Consider the following 19,469-nt stretch of genomic DNA (forward strand, 5'->3'; position numbering starts at 1 on the left):
ACTATTAATCAATAAGGTAAAAAATAACTACTGTAACTTCAATGTATGTAATACAGTAATGTCTCCGTTGTAAATATTCACATCAACATTACCATCAATTCCTTCAATCGTAGCTTTATCAGTAAACTGCCAAAAGTGCCATTCCTTTCTTATTTCTTCTTCAAAAAAACTATAATTGGCAATCCACAAAGTATAACCTTCAAATTCTTTTTTTAAAAAATCAGTATAAAAACTTTCTCCGCTATAAATAACCGGCTTAACACCATAATGAGCCTCAACCCTATCCAACCAGCGTTTAAGTCCGGTTTTAAGGCTATCCATACTTTGCTTACTTGGTATCTTTTCTATATCAAGCACCGGTGGCAGATCTCCTTTTTTCAGTGAAACCGTTTTTATAAAATTATCGGCCTGTTTTATGGAATTTTCATTTGGCCTGTAATAGTGATAAGCCCCACGAATAAATCCTTTTTTGCCTGATTGCTTCCAGTTATCCTTAAACTGTTTATCCGTCTTATTCTTACCGGCAGTAGCTCTAACGAATACGAATTTCATGGCAAAATCCTCATTCCCTTCCTTCACCTTACTCCAGTCAATATCTCCCTGATATTCAGATACATCAAAACCAAAAACCTTATCCTTGTGGCGAGATACTATCTCGTAAATCCTCAGATCGGCAATTTTGCGTTCCTCCTTAGTAAGCTTTTCAATACGCCTGTTGGTCTTAAAACCCAAATAGTACAAAAAACCATGCCTGTACTGATAACCTATTGCCACAACAAAAGACAATAGTAAGACCAAAAAAGAATACTTAAGTATTTTACCTGGTGTAACCTTTCGGTTATCTTCCCTGTAAATAGCTTTTGCTTTTTTGGAAGCCTTATTATAGTTTCTTTTGTACTGCCTGTTATCCATTAGCCTGTTTAGCAGTCATATTGTTTATTACCGAAAGCACTACATAAAACAATATAATTACAGGAATAGCAAAGTACTGGAAGAAAGACAACAACAATACCGACACTATAAGGAATATGAACTGTATTTTATTATTTTTCCAGTTAAAGTATTTCACTTTAAGTGAAAATAAAGGAATCTCGGCATTTAACAAATAAGCACTCAGTAAACTAATACCTACCAGAATAAAAGGATTACTTAAAAAATCAAATACCAAGCCCTCACCCCCAGTTTGGTTTAATATTACAGGCAAGCTCATTATAAACAGTGCATTTGCCGGTGTAGGCAGGCCAATAAACGAATCGGTTTGACGTTCATCAATATTAAATTTTGCCAGCCTGTAGCAGGAAGCCAAGGTTATAATAAAACCCACATAAGGCAATAAGCCCAAATAGCCATTATCAATAGAGAGGTTATAATCATCAGTTAAGTCGGCAATATTAGCCAGTAACTGGTACATAGCTACTCCCGGAACTACACCACTGGTAACCATATCGGCCAGAGAATCTAACTGAAGCCCCAGTTTACCCTGAACTTTTAGTATCCTTGCAAAGAAACCATCCCAAAAATCAAAAAAGATACCCATGCAAACCCAAAAAAATGCCATTTGCAAATTAGTATTGAATGCGTACACAAGAGCTATTAAACCAGAAGCAAGATTTAGTAACGTAATAAAGTTCGGAATATGTTTCTTAACTGACATAGCATTTAATTTTACTGCAAAGTTAACACAATAAGTTAATAGAAATAGAGTTTAGTAATTGAGATTTTTATTTCATATTTGCACAAATTTAACAGCGTTGAAAAAGAAATTTATATTTCCCATACTGTTTTTTTGCTTTATAGCTCATGCACAGTCAGTCAGGAAGTACTCTAATGAATTTATGAACATTGGGGTAGATGCCGCTGCACTGGGAATGAGTAATGCTGTTACGGCCCATACCGGAGACGTTAATTCAGGCTACTGGAATCCTGCCGGATTACTTCAGGTTAAGGATAAACAGTTGGCACTTATGCACGCCAGTTATTTTGCCAATATAGCACAATACGACTATGCTGCTTTCGCCATGCCTATTGACGAGAGAAGTGCCTTTGGAATATCGGTAATTAGATTTGGAGTGGATGATATTATGAATACCACTCAATTAATAGACAGCGAAGGCAATATTGACTACAATAGGATAAGTCTTTTCTCAGCTGCAGATTACGGAGTTACCATATCTTATGCCCGCTCACTCCCGTTAGACGGTTTTCAATATGGTATCAATGCAAAAGTTATCAGAAGGATTATAGGGGATTTTGCCAACTCATGGGGATTTGGTTTTGACATAGGTATACAATACCAAACTAAAGACAACTGGAAGTTTGGACTAATGTTAAGAGACATAACCACTACTTACAACGTTTGGAGTATTGATGAAGAGCAATTCCAAACAATTAGTGATGCAATACCGGGCGAGAACCAGGAGCTACCTGAAACCAACGAGATTACGTTACCAAAAGCTCAACTTGGTTTCTCTAAAAAGTTTATAATACGCTATGATTATAGTATATTAGCATCGGCCAACCTAAACATGCAGTTTGCCCAAACCAATGATTTGGTATCTACTGAGTCAATCAGTTTTGACCCGGCTTTTGGTTTTGAATTTGGTTATATTGACATCGTTTATTTAAGAGGCGGAGTTGGTAACTTCCAAAACGTAAGGGAAATTGATGGCAGTGGCAAATTAAGCTTCCAGCCTAATATTGGTCTTGGTTTTAAATATAAAGGCATAGAAGTTGATTATGCACTAACCGATATTGGCGACCAAAGTGCGGCATTATATTCAAACATTTTTTCCCTCAAAGTAGATTTGGGGATATTCAGATAAATAAACCATACCATGCAAAGTTTTAGAGCTTTATTAATCCTACTTTTCTTTAGCTTATCAACATTCAAAACCTTTGCACAAATTCCTTTATCAGATAAAGCCGAAATAAGCGTACTTACCTGTGGGTCGGGTAACGAACTATATTCAGTATTCGGACATACAGCTATCAGGGTTTTTGATCCTGCAAAAAACATCAACACGGTATACAACTTCGGAACTTTTGATTTTGACACCCCAAACTTTTATCCCAAATTCGTAAAAGGAGACCTACAGTATTTTGTATCGGTGGCATCCTATCGTGATTTTATTTATGAATATCAGTATTACGGTCGCGACGTGTATGAACAAATACTCAATCTTACACATTATCAAAAACAAAAAATTGCAGACGAACTTAACGGTATACTTTTTTCTGACAAAAAATATTACACCTATAAGTTTATAGACCGCAACTGCACCACTATGGTAGCAGACATTGTCAATAAACAGGTTACTATTTCACTTGAAAATTCAGATAGAGGAAAAACTTATAGGGAGATTATCTACTCTTACCTCCAGGACAATCATTTTTATGAGAACCTAGGTGTAAACCTTTTGTTTGGATATAAAACTGACAATACATCTGGAAAGCTTTTCCTACCTAAAGAGCTAATGGAAGGCATTGGCAATACTAACATCAAAAATGGACAGCCTTTAGTAAAATTAAAAAAAACTATTGTGGGAAAAACAGAGCAAACCACTAGCTTTTCTTTTCTAAACAGTTTCTACAGTTATTTACTTTTAATACTTGGATTACTTATACTTACTACAAAAAAAGCAGGCTACAATACTTATTTGGTATTTGCAGGCCTTATGGGGTTACTTTTTTGCTTTGTGAGTTTATACTCCAGTCATAATGAATTACTACTAAACTACAATATATTACTATTTAATCCTCTTTTCCTACTTATAGCCATAACGAGTCCGAAAAAGAGAAAAACACTCTTAAAAAGACTTATACATGCATCATTTTTCCTTTTTGCAGTTTATCTCATACTAATAATAACTAAAGTACATATTTGGCTTATGCTGCCTCTTTTATTAGTGAATTCTGTTGCTTTGATAAGAAAAATAAAAACAATCCCAACCATCAATTAGCACATTTTAACAAACTGCACCACTTAAAATTAGTCTTTTATATTAATTTTACAACACTAATTAAAAAACCTAATACCTTGCTTTTTTTCAATAAACCAAAAGTCGCTCTGGCAGATTTAATTCCGGATGGCTATATAGATATTCACTCTCATTTATTGCCTGGAATAGACGATGGTGCCAAAAATGAGAACGATACACTTTTACTTATCAATACTTTAAAAGAATATGGGTTTTCTCAATTCACGGCAACACCCCATATACTACCTGGAGTATGGAACAATACTAAAGAAGGAATATTAAAAAAAGAAGAAAGCACCCTTTCATTCTTAAAAGAACAAAATATAACCTCTCCATTTAAAGCTGCTGCAGAACACTTAATGGATGACACCTTTGTAGAATTATTCAAATCAGAATCACTACTTACACTTAAAGATAATTATGTATTGGTCGAAATGTCATACATAAATCCGCCTATAAACCTATATGACATATTATTTGAACTACAGGTAGCAGGTTACAAACCCGTACTAGCACACCCTGAGCGCTATTTGTTTTACCATTCAAAATTTGAAGAGTATTACAAACTTAAAAAAGCAGGGTGCCTGTTTCAACTAAACTTACTTTCAGTTACCGGATATTATGGAGAAGGTGTTTTAAAAACGGCCGAAAGACTGTTAAACGAAAAACTTATTGACTTCACCGGATCAGATACCCACCATATGAAGCATGCCATGGCTTTTAAAAGCAAAGTGCCTTTTAAAAAGCATGATGCTTTAAAAGATGCCTTAAAAAACAATGCCTTCTTTAAATTTTAAAGAAGGCATTGTTTTTATATTCTGTTTTCTATAATAAAACTTACAGCTTTTTCTTTCCGAAAATTTTATCTTTCCAACTTGATTTAGACACATCCATATCGGCGCCATAACCATAGCCATAGCCGTAACCATAACCATAACCTGTTTTCCTATCGGTATCATTAAGAACAAGTGCCATATTAGGAAGCTTTCCTTCTTTATACATATTTTCAGGCACAACAAGCATCCTTTTATCAAGATAATTCGCTCTTGACACATAAATAAATGAATGTGCCAAATGAGCAATGATTATAGTATCTGTTACCAAACTAACAGGAGCCGTATCAACTATAATGTAATCATATTCTTTTTGAAGTTTTTCAAACATCTCTGTTACACGTTTACCCATAAGTAACTCAGCTGGATTTGGCGGAATTATACCAGGAGGAAGTATATAGAAGCTTTCAAAATCACCATACTTGACAATATAATCATTCAGGTTAGCTCCGTTAGGTGAAGAAAGATAATTAGTTAGTCCCTTAGAAGGTATATTCACATACTCATCCAACTTAGGATTACGTATATCCATACCTATAAGAAGTACTTTTTTACCTGTCATAGCTATAGTTGTAGCCAAATTAACCGACACGAACGTTTTACCTTCTTTTGGTATAGTAGATGTAACAAAAATGGTTTTAGCAATACCTTCAGGCACATTATTAAGCATAAACTCCATATTTGTTCTAATAATCCTTAATGCCTCAGCTGTACCTGATCGACCATGAAGGTTAACCAGCTCACTACTCGTTTCAGACCTAGGAACATCTCCCAGAAAAGGAACCGTTAAATGATCAAGATCGGCATTACTATGAATCTTAGTATCCAAAAGTTCCTTTAAATAGATTATCAAAAATGGAATTATCAAACCTAAAACCAAAGCTGCCATCAAGATAACATTGCTTTTTGGCGAAACAGGTTTATCTTTAGCAAAAGCAGGGTCTATTATTTTAGCATTAGGAGAAGTCACTGCCAAAGTAATAGCGTTCTCTTCTCTTTTTGTTAGTAAAAATAAATACAATTCTTCTTTTACTTCTTTTTGCCTTTCAATAACCCTGTACTGCCTTTCTTGACGAGGAGCCTGCCCCACTCTTCCCTCCATCGCATCTTCTTGTATTTCCAGATTCTTTTTAGCTATTTTAAGAGAAGACAACAAATTAGTTAAACTCTTTTTGATACTCTCTCTAAATCCTTCAAGTTGAGCATCGATAGCAATCATTTGGGGGTGTTCGATAGTCATACTTTCAGACTGCCTTGTTTTTAGAAGAACCAGTTCATTATACTCATTAATCATTGAGGCTGCATCTCCTTCAGGCATAAGATTGGTTGGCATAGTACTATTATTATCAGCACTATCTAAAAACTCAATCATATAGTTTACAACATCAATCTCACCCGCCTTAGCGTTCACACTTTTACTGTAAGCATCAGCCGAAGTTAAAGATAGTTTTACATCAGAAAAGATATCTGTAAGCCTCTCTCCTCTTTTATAGCTTTCAGCATCTCTTTCAACAGTATCGAGTTCCTTTGTTAAGGACTCTAACCTTTTATTTATAAACTCTTCCGTATTAGTGGCTACAAGGTTTTTATCTTTTACTGCATCGTTATTGTAAATACTAATAAGAGTATCAAGAAAGTCTTCTCCTTTTTGAGGCACTCTATCAGTTATTGACAAAGAAACAACACTTGTCATTTTATTAACTGTATTCACCTGAAGTTTGCTCCTGTATGCATCAGCAACCTTTCTTATTGGAGTTAACTTAACAATTATCTCTTTCTTCTTATTTCTGTCACCAAAAATACTATCTGTATTTACGGTTACAACCATATTACCAAATTTTGTTGGTAATGATTTTCCATAAGAATAAACACCAACTTTCTCTCCTTCAGAATCTAACAATTCATACTTAAGATCAGAAATAGTTTTAACGACAAAAGAAGTATCGGTTTGAAAAAAATTCTCGGAGGTATTAAAAAAGTTTACTTTTACAAACGAATTCTTATATGCCTCAGATGTTTTAACATTCCCCTTGTTGTAATATGTTATATTAAAATTTAGATTTTTAACTGTATTTTCAACAAGAGTACGTGCTTTTAAAACTTCTATTTCATTATCAACATTACTATTACTTGACATCAAACCAAGTTCACTAAGTGCTGACAATTCATTTGTTGCACCGCCTTTTTTTTCATCCTTAATAAGAATAGTAGCCGAAATACTGTATTCGGGAGTTGAATATCTTAAATATATAAAAGCTAAAAAAAGACAAACTACAACACTAACAGTAAACCATTTCCAATGCACCAAATACTTATCCAACTGCGCTCTTATATCAAAACCAGTCTCATTTTCATTTTCTGTCAAAACAGGAATATTATTATTTTGCATCTTTATCTAGTTAATATAGCTATGAGAGAAATCAATATTGAAGTTGCTGATATAAGTACGCTTACATTGGGACCAACACCTGATGAGTTTATTCTGGTTTTATTTGGCTCTACATACACATAATCATTTTGACTAAGATAATAAAAAGGTGAATTAATAAAATCAGCTTTAGTCATGTCAATATAATTGTAGGTCTTAACACCATCAATTTCACGAATAACTAAAACATTATCCCTTTTACCATAAATAGTCATATCTCCTGCATTTGCAATAGCCTCGGGCAATGTTAATCTTTCAGTTTGAATAGAGACCAAACCAGGCCTTGAAACTTCTCCTGCAACGGTAACTTTAAAATTAACAATTCTTAAGTTAACAGTAAACTCTTTAAGATAAACAGACAGTTTTTCACTCAACATCTCTAAAGCCTCTTCTTTTGTAAGTCCGCTAATTTTTACAGAACCTAAAACCGGCAACTGAACTTCACCATTTTTATTTACAGTATAAGCCTGAACTCTTTGCTGAGACGATGCTACATCAATACTACCACTAAAAGTAGTAGTACCAGTAACTCCTATAACCGGTAAATTAAAATCCTTAGCAGCATCACCAGGAGCTGAAACTACAATCATTAAAAGATCATCTGCTTTTATACGAGTTTCAAAATTTTTACTAGCATCTTTAAAAGAAGGTAAATTTTGATAATAAACTAGTTTTTCTCTTGGTACACAAGAAGTAAACAGAAGTGCTGCAATAAAAAACAATAATATCTTTTTTATCATTTTAAGGTATGAATGTTATATTTGTGAGAGGAAAACATTGGTTAATTTAGCGCAAAGATAATTTTTTTTAGAAGTAAAAAAAACGAATAAATAGTTAAAAGGGGATTTTATGCCTTTTTATCAAGGGTAGCAAAATCAGAATTCATACTAATAAACTCAGGAACTATTTGTTTCATTTTAAATACAACTTCTTCTGACTGGTAACCTGTTGCTGTAATTATTAGATCATCCACCTGATGACCTAGGCAAACAAAATCATCAAAAACTTCCTGAGCCACCATAATCTTTTCATGATGGGTAGGTAGTGTTTTTGAAGTATCGTTTAATAATTCTTCATATAGTTTTTCTCCTGGCCTCAGTCCTATTATTTTTATTTCAATATCCTTATCAGGAACAAAACCTGCTAAACGAATCATTTTTTTGGCAAGATCAATAATTTTAACTGGTTTACCCATATCAAATATATAAATCTCTCCTCCTTTACCCATAGCACCTGCTTCCAATACCAACTGACAAGCTTCCGGTATGGTCATAAAGTATCGTATAATATCAGGATGCGTTAAGGTAATTGGACCTCCTGCTTCAATTTGCTTAGTAAACAAGGGCACTACCGAACCATTAGATCCCAAAACATTCCCAAAACGCGTAGTAATGAATTTTGTGGAACAATACCCGTTTTCTACCACCATTTTATTATGTAATGCCTGTACATATTTTTCAGCAATACGTTTACTCGCCCCCATAACATTACTTGGATTAACAGCCTTATCAGTAGAAACCATTACAAAATTATCAACTTCATACTCACAAGCTAAATCTGCAATATTCTTTGTACCCAAAACATTTACAAAAATGGCCTGGGAAGGGTTTTCTTCCATTAGAGGAACGTGTTTATAAGCTGCCGCATGATAAACAACCTGAGGCTTATATTTCTTAAAAACTTCTTCCATAGCTCCTTTGTTCCTTATATCACAAATAATAGAACAAATATTAGCCTGAGATTCCATCCTATCAACTTCAAGACCTAGTTGATGCAAAGGCGTCTCTGCCTGATCAACCATCACAACATTTTTAGGATTAAATTGTAAAACCTGTCTAACAATTTCACTTCCTATAGAGCCTGCAGCACCAGTTACAAGTATTGTTTTATTTTTAATTTGGGAGGAAATTGAATAGTTATCAAGAACTATAGGTTTTCTTTCAAGTAAATCCTGTATTTGGAAATTTTTAATTTTTCTGGAAATCTCTTTTTGATCTTCCCAATCTGAAATTAGAGGAACTGTGTATACCTTATAATTAAACTCCAGACACTCGTCTACAATAGCAAGCTTTTCTTCTTTCAGAAGGCTTTTATCTGCAATAACTAATGCTTCAGCATTGAACACTCTCATGACTACAGATATTTTCTTTTTATGTTGCAGAATAGGCAAACCTAAAATCATTTTTGATTTATTATGACTTGATTTGTCTATAAAACCAACTAATTTGAATCGTCCAGGAATCTCTGATTTAAGCGCATTAGCTACAGCAATAGCATTGGCATCAGAACCATAAATAATAGCTCTTACCAGTTTTTTACCATTACTACTGTTAAAGTAATTTTCGAAAACCTGTTTAACTAAAACCCTGTATAGAAATAAACAACTGAAAGAAAATACCGCATTAATCAAAATAGCAACATTAAGATAAATAAGATCTTCAGTAATAGTCTCATATAAACTATTGAAGGCCAAAAGCAAAAAAGCAGTAGTAAACTGAGCGAAGAATATCTTAACGGCATCAATATAAGAAGAGTGCCTTATAATCCCTGCATAAGTACGAAAAGCACGAAAGGACAGTAGTGTTATGGATAGATAAATCAGTATACTTAATAAATATAAATCTGACTTTATAGACACACCCGTCCTATTTATCAGCAAATAAGAAATAACCCCAGTAAAAGACACTACTACTAAGTCAAGCAGTAATATAATCCAACGCGGTAAATACCCTAAATTATGTAATGATGTCCAGAACCTATAATCAGCCCAACCATAATTTTTATTCTCACTCACTCTGAAAGTATTTTATAAACTATAACTAATTTAAACAGAAAACATGAAATAACGTGTTTTCCATTTACTTTTTATTTTTCTTTAATGTAAAGCTGCCTATACCAAACAAGTACTACGCTACACGGTCTCCATGCCCTTTACCCCCAACTGTCGCAAGTACATATTTAAAATAACTTGATAGGGACAAGTTTTGCAACATCTCTGCATCTTTAATCGCTAATTTTTCAGGTGTTGACATATCAATCTCGTTTATCTGAGCCAAGCCTGTTATACCAGGTAAATAATCATATACTTTTCTCTTCTCCCTTTCTTCGATTAACTCGGTCTGATTAAACAAATTAGGACGAGGCCCAACAAGACTCATATCGCCTAACAAAACATTTATCAACTGTGGCAGTTCATCTAATTTTGATTTTCTTAAAAAACCACCAAACTTAGTAATTGAAGCTCTACTGGCTAAATGTGAAGCCACTGATTTGGTACTTATATGCATGGTCCTAAACTTATACAGGTTAAATGGTTTTTTATTTTTTCCTACACGTTCCTGTACAAAAATAGGCTTACCTGTGTCAAACAAGCCAATTATAAATAGCACCAAACCAACAGGCAATAAAACTAATAGCCCAAATAATGAAAACAGAAAATCGAAAAATCGTATCATTTATTATTTTTAAAACTTTGAATTGTCTTTATCAAACCTTCTTCAGCCGTTAAAGGTAACTTTTTTATTCCTAATGCCTGTTTAATTTTTTTATTAGAGACCACATAACTCTCTGTTAACTTTTTCAAATGTTCGGAATTCAAAGGAAAAAAAGGAAATATATTTCCTAGCCACACAATACTTTTAATTAACCAAAAAGGCATATTCCAAAATTTAGCTTTTTTCTCTAATGTATGAGAAATAATTTTAATTAGTTTATTAGTAGAGACTGTCTGATCATCTGCAAGATTATATATACCTGACTCTAAACTCTTATTTTTTAACATCTCATATACTATAAAATTAAGATTATCAATACTTAAAAATGAGCGTTCATTTTTAAACTTAGTCAAAAACCAAGGCACATCTTTTTCAACAACCTTATACAATAAGTTTAAGTTACCTTTATTTTGTGCTCCATGTATCATTACCGGTCTGAGAATGAACAATCTTTTCCCTTTTGGAAGCTTTTGACTAAGCAGATATTGCTCTGCTTCAAGTTTTGACACCCCATAAGGTGTTTGTGGATTAGCATTAATACTTTCTAATAAAACACTTTCTGTAGAGTCAGCAGCTGCTTTTACAGAACTGAAAAAGAAAAAGTCTTTTATATTTGAGTTTAAAAATTTATTAAATAACTTTATAGTTAAGTCTCTATTTACTTTAAAATATTCATCAATGGAATTCACATTCTTAGTATCGTGAGCCTTACCTGCTAAATGAATAATTGCATCAGCACTCATATCAATTTTATTTGACCAAGATTGAAATCTCAAACACAACTCCAGAACCTCAATTTCTTTTTGATTCAAATAAAATAAAAGATTTTGACCTACAAATCCAGATATACCAGTAATTATAACTTTCATTTAAATTGATTTAAAGTTTTTTTATTAACCAGCTCCCTCTCTTTATCAAAAAACCAGCCCCATTTATTGAAGTAATAAATAGCTGATTTAATAAATATTTTAAATAAAAGCCTATGCTTATTTGCCCCTGATTCATAACCATGATAAACAAATACCTTTGGAAAATAGACAGTTTTAAAGCTTTTATTCATTCTTCTTGACAAATCCCAATCCTCAAAATACATAAAAAACTTATCATCATACCCCCCAACTTTCTTAAGAGCTTTGAGATTAAACAAAGTAAAACATCCTGAGAGTATTGGAGCCTCATAAATCAAATCTTCCGGCACATTTCTTAATTCATACCTATTTATAAAAGAGTCATAAATAAATTTTGGTCTCTTCAGCTTTCTCATCAAAATACTGAATGGTGTAGGCAAGAGCTTGGGTAAATTCTGAACAGTCCCATCAAAGTTTAGTATTTGAGGCATCATCATCCCTACATCTTCGTTCAACTTCATATAATTAACCATTTCTTGAATAACATCACTATCAAAAGAAACATCTGGATTAATAACAAAATGAAAATCAACACCCTCATTAATAGACTTATTGATTGCCATGTTATGAGCAGCTCCAAAACCTGGGTTTGACGGATTATGGATATACTCAATTCGAGGGTCTTTACTAATGTTTCTTAATTTATAAGTAGGCGAATTGTCAATTAAATATAATTTACTAATTATTTCACTATTAAGAAAACTGCTAATACAATCTAATAAGATTTTCTTCTCATTATTATATAATACAATACATCCTGTCATTTAGATATTCTTTTAATCAAATAAATTAATAAATAAGTTATTTCTTTTTTAATTATCATAGACGATATAATAATAAGTGAAAAAATAAGATCAAATTCATCCCTATAAAAAAATTAGCTAGCTTGTTTTTATCAAATATTTCAGACACAAAAAGTAAAATCGTCGGAATTAAAAATATATAATATTTTACATTGGCATAATTAGGAAACAAAAAAACAAAAAAAAGAATTGTTGTTAATGATGCCAAAAAAGATGGAAAAGAATCTTTAATCAATACTTTTTTTACTTTCAATAGAACTATACTAAACCCAATAAAATAAAGCAATTGAACAACTAAAACTTTAACACCACTAGGTGTCATAAAAAACGCAGTTATACATGTTATAAATGGTCTTAATAAAATCGGATATTTTTCTCTGAAGTTTCTATCTAACTCAATCTCATACATTGCATTAGCTTTATCCTGAAGAAAGGGTAAATTTTGAATATATAAAAGAGATGTACTTCCAAGTATTAGTGCTACTGATAAAAGTAACAAAATTATAAATAAAAGTTTTCTTAAATTATTTTGTTTATATATTTTTTTAAAAAACCACTCTAAGCCTATAAAAAAGACTATAATTGAAGAGTTCCCCAAATCTAAAGATATAGACAATAACAATATGACTATTAGAGCAAAAATGTTATTCTTAAATAAAAAAACAAAAAAACCCAAGCAAATTATAAATTGTTCAACAGACAATAAACCTATATAATAAATAGTACCTGTAAAAATAAGAGATAAAGCTATAGAATCCAATCTTTTATCTCGAACTTCAATTTCAATATTTTTACGTATCAAAAAAAATCTATTTTGTTTATTCGATCTAAATACAATAATAACTAATAAGGGGAGACTAACAACAATTATTATTATAAAGCGTAATAAAATTTGCTCAAAACTTTCAATACAATAATTTTCAGGTATTACGGCCCATAATGAATTAACTCCAGCAACGGGTACACAATATGTATTATAATTTAATTCTTGTAATATACCTTGTAAATAATTATAAGGAACTAAAAAATTATACTCTCCAAATATTAATTGCGGAGCTCGTACAGAAAAATCCGGCTCATCTCCAAAAGGAAATAATATTCTACCTAAAAAGGAAAAAAAAAGAAAAAAAACAATACACTTTAAACCAAACTTTGAAATATACATTATATCAAACTTTTATAAATCCTTTTATAATTCCTAGCATTAACCTCATAATCAAACAACTCTTTAGCTAAATTGCTTCTTTCTTCAAATTTATCATCATTAACAAAACCTGTTATACTTTTTGAATTAATCTCTTGAAAAGTTTCAGGATCATATACTATCCCTAAATTATATTTCTTTATGATAGTTCCAGCACCACCACAATATCTATTAACAATAATAGGCAAGCCTGCTGCTAAATATTCTACTATTTTAACCGCTAAAACCATATTACCCAATAAAACCTCACGTTTGCTTTGAGGTTTAAAATATGACATTAATCCAAAATTAAATGTTTTTAAAACCTGTTTTAATTCCTCTTCTGTTTTAGTTGAAGTTATATTAATTTCATCATCAGGAATATCAGCAAAACATTTTCTTATAGCTTCATGGTTAGAGGTGGTAACTATTGTTAATTTAGATTTACCAAAAACTCTTATTTTATTATACAAACTCAATAACTCATGAGGATTATGCCATGTATCATCAGACAGAGCACCTACATAACCATAGTTAATTGTATCTCCTTCTCTAATTATTCTTTCATGACCTGGCCTTAATCTACTTGTAGATGAGCTTAAATAAACACATATAGCTTTTTTAGCCTTTAAACGAAGATAATGCTCTTGCATTGTATCTGAAACCGCAACACTTACATCACATTTAGATAGTAGTTCATTCTCAATCTGTTTTAAAAAAAGATAATTAGAGTTTGAATCAGAATAATTTTTTTTCAAAGCCACCTCTTCTGGATAAAGCCCTCTTCCGTCAAAAACTATTTTGTAATTTAACCTATACTTTTCTCTTACTTTTAAAGCTGCAAAAGCTGCATGATAAGAACGGCAATGAACCACATCTGGTTGTATATCTTTAAGCTTTTTTTTAAGAATGATATTAGATAAAAAATGCATTAATAAAAAAGTAACTTTAGAAGAGTTAACAAAATTTTGAGGAGCAAAAATGGGAATCCTATAAAACGGTATTTTTCCTAATCGAATTTTTATTTTAAGCAACTCTTCTTTATACCTCCATTTCTCTCTAATTAGTCCACTATGGATAATAGGCAAGCCCGCAATGAAAAAAAAATCTGCATCCCTCATATTTTTTTTCGTTTCAATAAACTGCCCTATGACTTGAGAATTATAAACCCCGTATGACCTTGGAGTTTCTCCCCATGTAAGATATACTACTTTCATGTGATATTAATTTAAACAGCTATGACTTGAATCATTTCTAAGCAAACATCTTTCACATCTGTATCCTACAATTTTAGCAGGGTTTCCAACGGCTATAGCATAATCTGGTATATCTTTAGTTACAACAGATCCAGCACCAATTACTGCATAGTTACCTATTTTGACTTTTGACAAAACTATAACACCAGCACCTAACCAAACGTATTGCCCTATTTTTATTGGAATATTGTGAATATCGTGCTCTTCAAGTTTACCTTTTTCTAAACTATGATTAGCACTTAATATTTTACATCCATAAGCCCATATAGTTCCTTTACCAATTTCAATACCATTCATAGCCTGATAATAACATGAACCAGAAGTTGCAAAACTCCTATATACTGTAATACTTTCAGAATGCTCTTCAATAATTATTTTTTTTGAAATAATTGCACGAGAAGTAAAATGCAATAGAAAATTAGTATTAAACCTGAGAATCTTTTGAAAAAAAGAATTTACTATATAAGTTTCAAATCCTAGGTCAAAATAGCCTCTTAATAAAGATTTTTTAATTAAAGGGATAAAAGAAAACTTTGAAATTATTTTTTTTATTTTTTTTCTAGACATCTCTAATAACTTTATAAAACAAAAAATAAACTATAATATATATAATTACATTTAAAATCATAAATATTGTAACAAACATACTTATATCATGTTTAAAAAAACTAGATATTGCAATAGCACCTAAACCAGCTAAAAAAAGTAATGAATTAACAACAAATTCCATTTTTTGTTTTTCATAAACCATAAGAACTACTGAAATAGGATTTACACAAAACCTTACCATTACCAAAGGAAGTAAAATTTTTGAAATTTCTCCGGCTAATTGCCATTCTTTACCGAAAACCAACATAAATAAATCTTCAATTATAAAATAAAGTACGGTACAAATAATAAAAGATGAGATAAATAAAAATAAAGAATATTTAATAAAAACTTTCTTAGCCTTTACCTGCTCATGTTTTACCTGATTAAGTTCCTGAAAAAAAACATCGCGTACAGAACCACCTATTAATGTTATAGGAAACATAATATATTTATATGACAATGAATAATTACCTAAAACACTTAAAGAATACAACTTGGGGATAAAAAAATTAATCACATTTACCGAAAGGGAATTCAAAAGTATTGAAGGTGTAGAAAACAATGCAAAATTTTTATATCGCTTAGCTGTCGATTTTAAATCTTTCTTAGTAATACTTTTAATAACTTCTTTTTCCTTATTTATTTGCTTTAAGTAACGAAAGTTCCCGAATAAATATGAAAAAACCTCACCTATAAGCAGTCCGTCATATACTTTTTTCACAACTCCTAAGAGTATTTGTAATAGTCCTGCTCCAAACGTCTTAGCAATATTCGAAACAGCAATATCTTTGAACTTTTTTTCCCTTACCATATAAAAGCTTAACGCCATAAAAGTCGCCTGTAAAAAAATGCTTAGAGGTAAAAAATACAACCATTTCTCAATTTTAGGGTCTTCTAAATAAACACTAAGAGAAGTTGAAAACAATATTACTATAACAAACAAAACAAAAGATGTAAAAAATGCTATAATAACCGAAAGAAGCATTGAACTTAGTGCTTCTTTTTTATTTTCAGGCAAAACTATAGACATCTCATATCTTCCGCAAGCAATAACAGAAAAAACCTGTGTAACAGACAAATACAAAGCTACCCTTCCAAATTCTTCCTGTGTATAAATTCTTGTAAGAACAGGAGCTAATAGAAAAGGAATAACCCTGGAAATTAGCGTCCCTGTAAACATGGTCGCTATACTTTTTAAATTTCCGGACTTTAACTTTGAAAAAAAATTTCTTAATCTATTATTTATCAAAATTCAGTTTTAACGAATAAATTCTCTCTATCATATCTACGACTTTCATCCCCTCAAGAGCATTTGTTGTAATTGTATTTCTTCCTTTAATAACATCTATTACATTCTCAATAATGTAATGATGATTTGCGGCAGAACCTTTATAAGCACCATAATCATTACCCGGATTTGTAGGTGCTAACTCTGGCAATTCATAATCTTTAACATGACAATATTCAACTTCATTCATATATTGCCCTCCTACTTTTAATGATCCGTTTTCGGCTATAACGGTTATACTACTTTCCAGGTTCTTGTCCCAAACAGATGTAGAATAATTTAATGACCCCATACCTCCATTTACAAAATCAAAAGAAACAAAACCCGAGTCTTCAAAATCAGTTAATTTTTCATGATTAAAATCTGCAAACTTAGCCTGAATATTTGTTATATCACCAAAATACCAATACATCAAGTCAATGAAATGAGAAAATTGTGTAAACAATGTACCTCCATCTAAATCTTTTTTACCGTGCCAAGATTCAGGTTTGTAATATCTATCATCACGATTCCAATAACAATTAATCTGAACCATGAAAATTTTACCTAGTTTTTCTGACTCTAAAAGCTCCTTCAACCAAACAGATGGCGGAGAATACCTATTTTGCATTACGCAGAAAACCTGTTTATGTTTTTGTAAACCCTTAAATATTAAAGCTTCAGAATCCCTTTTCGTTAAAGACATTGGCTTTTCAATCACCAAATGCTTTCCTGCATCTAAAACTTCCATTCCCTGTTGAGCGTGAAAACCATTAGGAGAAGCTATATTTATAACATCAGCTTCAATACCAGACTCTAAAAAAGCTTTTAAAGAATTAAAAAAAGGAACTTTATAATCACTTATACCTAAAACAGATTTATCTTTAGTATCTATAAGTGCAACTAATTCTGCTTCTTCATTCCTATTAACCATTTCGGCATGTCTTTTCCCAATGTGTCCACACCCTACTACGGCAAATTTCACTTTGTTATTCATTTTTATAATTCTTTTTTAGAGTTTTATTACTTTATCGTTTTCCAATTTATAAGTTGCACCACTCTCTAAGCAATTTGCAATACCTTCTTCATTAAAATGCAGTCTCTCACCAAACTCACTCATCCACCCTAATTGTCTTGCTGGATTACCAACAACCAAAGCATAATCAGAAACCTCTTTAGTAACTACTGCTCCTGCGCCAATAAAAGCATATTTACCTATATTATGCCCACAAACAATGGTTGCATTGGCACCAATGGAAGCGCCTTGACCTACATGAGTTTTTAAATATTCATTTTTACGGTTTACAGCACTTCGAGGATTAATAACATTAGTAAAAACCATTGAAGGTCCTAAAAAAACATCATCATCACATGTAACCCCCTCATATATAGAAACATTGTTTTGAACTTTTACATTTTTCCCTAAAATAACTTTAGGAGAAACGACTACATTTTGACCAATATTACAATTTTCACCTAAAATACATCCTGGCATGATATGAGAAAAATGCCAAATTTTAGTCCCCTTCCCTATTTCACAACCTTCGTCGATTACAGCTGTTTCATGTGCAAAAAATTCTGACATAGTATTTACGATTTAAAAAAGTTTTTAATTTCTGAAATTATATAATCCGAGACTTCTTGGTTGAATTCGGTATGAATGGGTAAAGATATAACTTCCTCACATAATCTCTCTGTCACAGGTAGAGAAAATCCTATATCAACATATTGCTGAAAAGCTTCTTGTTTATATAATGGTAATGGATAATAAATCATACTTGGTATCCCTTTATCAGCAAGATATCTCTGTAATTCATTTCGACTGCCATCCACAACTCTTAAAGTATATTGATGAAATACATGTGATGAATTAGCAGATCTTTTAGGAATTCTAACATTTTCAATGTCCTTTAAATTCTCATCATAATATAGAGCCATTTTATTTCTTAAAGACGAATACTCGTCAAGATGCTGTAATTTTATTTTTAAAATCGCAGCTTGTAAGGTATCTAAGCGGGAATTACATCCTAAAACTTTATGGTAATATTTTTTTTCTTGACCATGATTTGCTATCATTCTTATTCTCAAAGCTAACTCATCATCATTTGTCATCAATGCACCGCCATCACCGTAGCAACCTAAATTCTTGGATGGGAAAAATGATGTACAGCCTATATCTCCAATTGTTCCTGATTTTTTTACTACTCCATTTTCAAATGTAAAATCAGAACCTATAGCCTGTGCATTATCTTCAATAACAAATAAATTATATTTCTTAGCAAATTGCATTATTTTTTCCATTTCTGCAGTTTGACCATAAAGATGAACAGGAACAATAGCTTTAGTATTATCCGTAATATATTTATCAAGCCCTTCCATATTGATGTTAAAAGTCTCGGGATCAACATCAACCATTACCGGTTTTAAGCCTAAGAGACCTATCACTTCTGCAGTTGCGACATATGTAAAAGCAGGGCAAATAACTTCATCACCGGGCTGTAAATTTAAAGCCATCATGGCAATCTGCAAAGCATCAGTACCATTAGCGCAAGGAATAACATGCTTTACATTGAGATATTTTTCAAAATCATGTTGAAACTCTTTAACAGCGGGCCCATTGATATATGCAGTATTTTCAAGGCAATTTTGAATTTCAACATTTACCTCATTTTTAATTTTATCATATTGACCTTTAAGGTCTACCATTTGAATTTTCACTTTCCTACTTT

General features: G+C 31.7%; 18 protein-coding genes. 3 read left to right on the forward strand and 15 right to left on the reverse strand.

Annotation, left to right across the window (positions count from 1 at the left end):
* Positions 1–27: 27 nt before the first annotated feature.
* Together ABS768_RS03260 and ABS768_RS03265 are read right to left on the reverse strand one after the other, a co-directional pair.
* On the reverse strand, positions 28–912 hold the full coding sequence (locus tag ABS768_RS03260; RefSeq protein WP_408073554.1) for a glycoside hydrolase family 25 protein: 885 nt from the start codon (positions 910–912) through the stop codon (positions 28–30).
* Positions 905–1,654, reverse strand: a complete 750-nt coding sequence (locus ABS768_RS03265) for a CDP-alcohol phosphatidyltransferase family protein (RefSeq protein ID WP_408073555.1) — start codon at positions 1,652–1,654, stop codon at positions 905–907. The genes ABS768_RS03260 and ABS768_RS03265 overlap by 8 nt, the downstream gene beginning before the upstream one ends.
* Positions 1,655–1,751: 97 nt before the next feature.
* Between ABS768_RS03265 and ABS768_RS03270 the strand changes: the two genes are divergently transcribed.
* From ABS768_RS03270 to ABS768_RS03280, 3 genes are all read left to right on the forward strand, one after another.
* The gene (locus ABS768_RS03270) at positions 1,752–2,822 is read left to right on the forward strand and encodes a putative type IX sorting system protein PorV2 (RefSeq protein ID WP_456264633.1); all 1,071 of its coding nucleotides are present in this window, start codon (positions 1,752–1,754) and stop codon (positions 2,820–2,822) included.
* Between the two features lie 12 nt (positions 2,823–2,834).
* Positions 2,835–3,959 carry an Lnb N-terminal periplasmic domain-containing protein gene (locus ABS768_RS03275; RefSeq protein ID WP_408073556.1) on the forward strand — a complete coding sequence of 375 codons (1,125 nt, stop codon included), beginning with the start codon at positions 2,835–2,837 and terminating at the stop codon, positions 3,957–3,959.
* 77 nt (positions 3,960–4,036) lie between these two features.
* A complete protein-coding gene (locus tag ABS768_RS03280; protein ID WP_408073557.1) occupies positions 4,037–4,774 on the forward strand; it encodes a tyrosine-protein phosphatase in 738 nt (245 codons plus the stop codon).
* Positions 4,775–4,814: 40 nt separating this feature from the next.
* Here ABS768_RS03280 and ABS768_RS03285 read toward each other — a convergent pair whose 3' ends face one another.
* The 13 genes from ABS768_RS03285 to ABS768_RS03345 form a co-directional block, all read right to left on the reverse strand.
* A complete protein-coding gene (locus tag ABS768_RS03285) occupies positions 4,815–7,199 on the reverse strand; it encodes a GumC family protein (RefSeq protein ID WP_408073558.1) in 2,385 nt (794 codons plus the stop codon).
* Positions 7,200–7,201: 2 nt separating this feature from the next.
* Positions 7,202–7,978: a polysaccharide biosynthesis/export family protein gene (locus tag ABS768_RS03290; protein WP_408073559.1), complete on the reverse strand. Its 777-nt coding sequence runs from the start codon at positions 7,976–7,978 to the stop codon at positions 7,202–7,204.
* A 107-nt stretch (positions 7,979–8,085) separates the two neighbouring features.
* Positions 8,086–10,032 carry a polysaccharide biosynthesis protein gene (locus ABS768_RS03295; RefSeq protein ID WP_408073560.1) on the reverse strand — a complete coding sequence of 649 codons (1,947 nt, stop codon included), beginning with the start codon at positions 10,030–10,032 and terminating at the stop codon, positions 8,086–8,088.
* Positions 10,033–10,144: 112 nt separating this feature from the next.
* Positions 10,145–10,693, reverse strand: coding sequence for a sugar transferase (locus ABS768_RS03300; protein ID WP_408073561.1), 549 nt, complete (start codon positions 10,691–10,693; stop codon positions 10,145–10,147).
* A complete protein-coding gene (locus ABS768_RS03305) occupies positions 10,690–11,601 on the reverse strand; it encodes an NAD-dependent epimerase/dehydratase family protein (protein WP_330441902.1) in 912 nt (303 codons plus the stop codon). Before ABS768_RS03305 ends, ABS768_RS03300 begins: the two co-directional genes overlap by 4 nt.
* Positions 11,598–12,404, reverse strand: a complete 807-nt coding sequence (locus ABS768_RS03310; RefSeq protein ID WP_408073562.1) for a glycosyltransferase — start codon at positions 12,402–12,404, stop codon at positions 11,598–11,600. The genes ABS768_RS03305 and ABS768_RS03310 overlap by 4 nt, the downstream gene beginning before the upstream one ends.
* 55 nt (positions 12,405–12,459) lie before the next feature.
* Entirely contained in the window at positions 12,460–13,608 is a 1,149-nt protein-coding gene (locus ABS768_RS03315; RefSeq protein WP_408073563.1) for a hypothetical protein, read from the reverse strand.
* Positions 13,608–14,843 (reverse strand): glycosyltransferase, encoded by a 1,236-nt coding sequence (locus ABS768_RS03320; RefSeq protein ID WP_408073564.1) that lies wholly within the window; start codon positions 14,841–14,843, stop codon positions 13,608–13,610. The genes ABS768_RS03315 and ABS768_RS03320 overlap by 1 nt, the downstream gene beginning before the upstream one ends.
* Before the next feature lie 6 nt (positions 14,844–14,849).
* Complete coding sequence (locus tag ABS768_RS03325) at positions 14,850–15,449, reverse strand: acyltransferase (protein ID WP_330441898.1); 600 nt, start codon at positions 15,447–15,449, stop codon at positions 14,850–14,852.
* The gene (locus ABS768_RS03330; RefSeq protein ID WP_408073565.1) at positions 15,442–16,722 is read right to left on the reverse strand and encodes a lipopolysaccharide biosynthesis protein; all 1,281 of its coding nucleotides are present in this window, start codon (positions 16,720–16,722) and stop codon (positions 15,442–15,444) included. Before ABS768_RS03330 ends, ABS768_RS03325 begins: the two co-directional genes overlap by 8 nt.
* A complete protein-coding gene (locus tag ABS768_RS03335) occupies positions 16,712–17,737 on the reverse strand; it encodes a Gfo/Idh/MocA family protein (RefSeq protein ID WP_408073566.1) in 1,026 nt (341 codons plus the stop codon). Before ABS768_RS03335 ends, ABS768_RS03330 begins: the two co-directional genes overlap by 11 nt.
* 15 nt (positions 17,738–17,752) lie before the next feature.
* Complete coding sequence (locus ABS768_RS03340) at positions 17,753–18,325, reverse strand: acyltransferase (RefSeq protein WP_408073567.1); 573 nt, start codon at positions 18,323–18,325, stop codon at positions 17,753–17,755.
* A 5-nt stretch (positions 18,326–18,330) separates the two neighbouring features.
* Positions 18,331–19,446, reverse strand: coding sequence for a DegT/DnrJ/EryC1/StrS family aminotransferase (locus ABS768_RS03345; RefSeq protein ID WP_408073688.1), 1,116 nt, complete (start codon positions 19,444–19,446; stop codon positions 18,331–18,333).
* Between the last annotated feature and the right edge of the window lie 23 nt (positions 19,447–19,469).

Origin of the sequence: Flavobacterium rhizophilum (assembly GCF_046000485.1) — a bacterium.
Taxonomy (GTDB): domain Bacteria; phylum Bacteroidota; class Bacteroidia; order Flavobacteriales; family Flavobacteriaceae; genus Flavobacterium; species Flavobacterium rhizophilum.

Excerpts from the sequence above, each read along its gene's own strand:
- ABS768_RS03260 (WP_408073554.1), bottom strand. The coding sequence starts at position 912 with ATGGATAACAGGCAGTACAAAAGAAACTATAATAAGGCTTCCAAAAAA.
- ABS768_RS03265 (WP_408073555.1), bottom strand. The coding sequence starts at position 1,654 with ATGTCAGTTAAGAAACATATTCCGAACTTTATTACGTTACTAAATCTT.
- ABS768_RS03275 (WP_408073556.1), top strand. The coding sequence starts at position 2,835 with ATGCAAAGTTTTAGAGCTTTATTAATCCTACTTTTCTTTAGCTTATCA.
- ABS768_RS03285 (WP_408073558.1), bottom strand. The coding sequence starts at position 7,199 with ATGCAAAATAATAATATTCCTGTTTTGACAGAAAATGAAAATGAGACT.
- ABS768_RS03290 (WP_408073559.1), bottom strand. The coding sequence starts at position 7,978 with ATGATAAAAAAGATATTATTGTTTTTTATTGCAGCACTTCTGTTTACT.
- ABS768_RS03300 (WP_408073561.1), bottom strand. The coding sequence starts at position 10,693 with ATGATACGATTTTTCGATTTTCTGTTTTCATTATTTGGGCTATTAGTT.
- ABS768_RS03305 (WP_330441902.1), bottom strand. The coding sequence starts at position 11,601 with ATGAAAGTTATAATTACTGGTATATCTGGATTTGTAGGTCAAAATCTT.
- ABS768_RS03310 (WP_408073562.1), bottom strand. The coding sequence starts at position 12,404 with ATGACAGGATGTATTGTATTATATAATAATGAGAAGAAAATCTTATTA.
- ABS768_RS03315 (WP_408073563.1), bottom strand. The coding sequence starts at position 13,608 with ATGTATATTTCAAAGTTTGGTTTAAAGTGTATTGTTTTTTTTCTTTTT.
- ABS768_RS03320 (WP_408073564.1), bottom strand. The coding sequence starts at position 14,843 with ATGAAAGTAGTATATCTTACATGGGGAGAAACTCCAAGGTCATACGGG.
- ABS768_RS03325 (WP_330441898.1), bottom strand. The coding sequence starts at position 15,449 with ATGTCTAGAAAAAAAATAAAAAAAATAATTTCAAAGTTTTCTTTTATC.
- ABS768_RS03335 (WP_408073566.1), bottom strand. The coding sequence starts at position 17,737 with ATGAATAACAAAGTGAAATTTGCCGTAGTAGGGTGTGGACACATTGGG.
- ABS768_RS03340 (WP_408073567.1), bottom strand. The coding sequence starts at position 18,325 with ATGTCAGAATTTTTTGCACATGAAACAGCTGTAATCGACGAAGGTTGT.
- ABS768_RS03345 (WP_408073688.1), bottom strand. The coding sequence starts at position 19,446 with ATGGTAGACCTTAAAGGTCAATATGATAAAATTAAAAATGAGGTAAAT.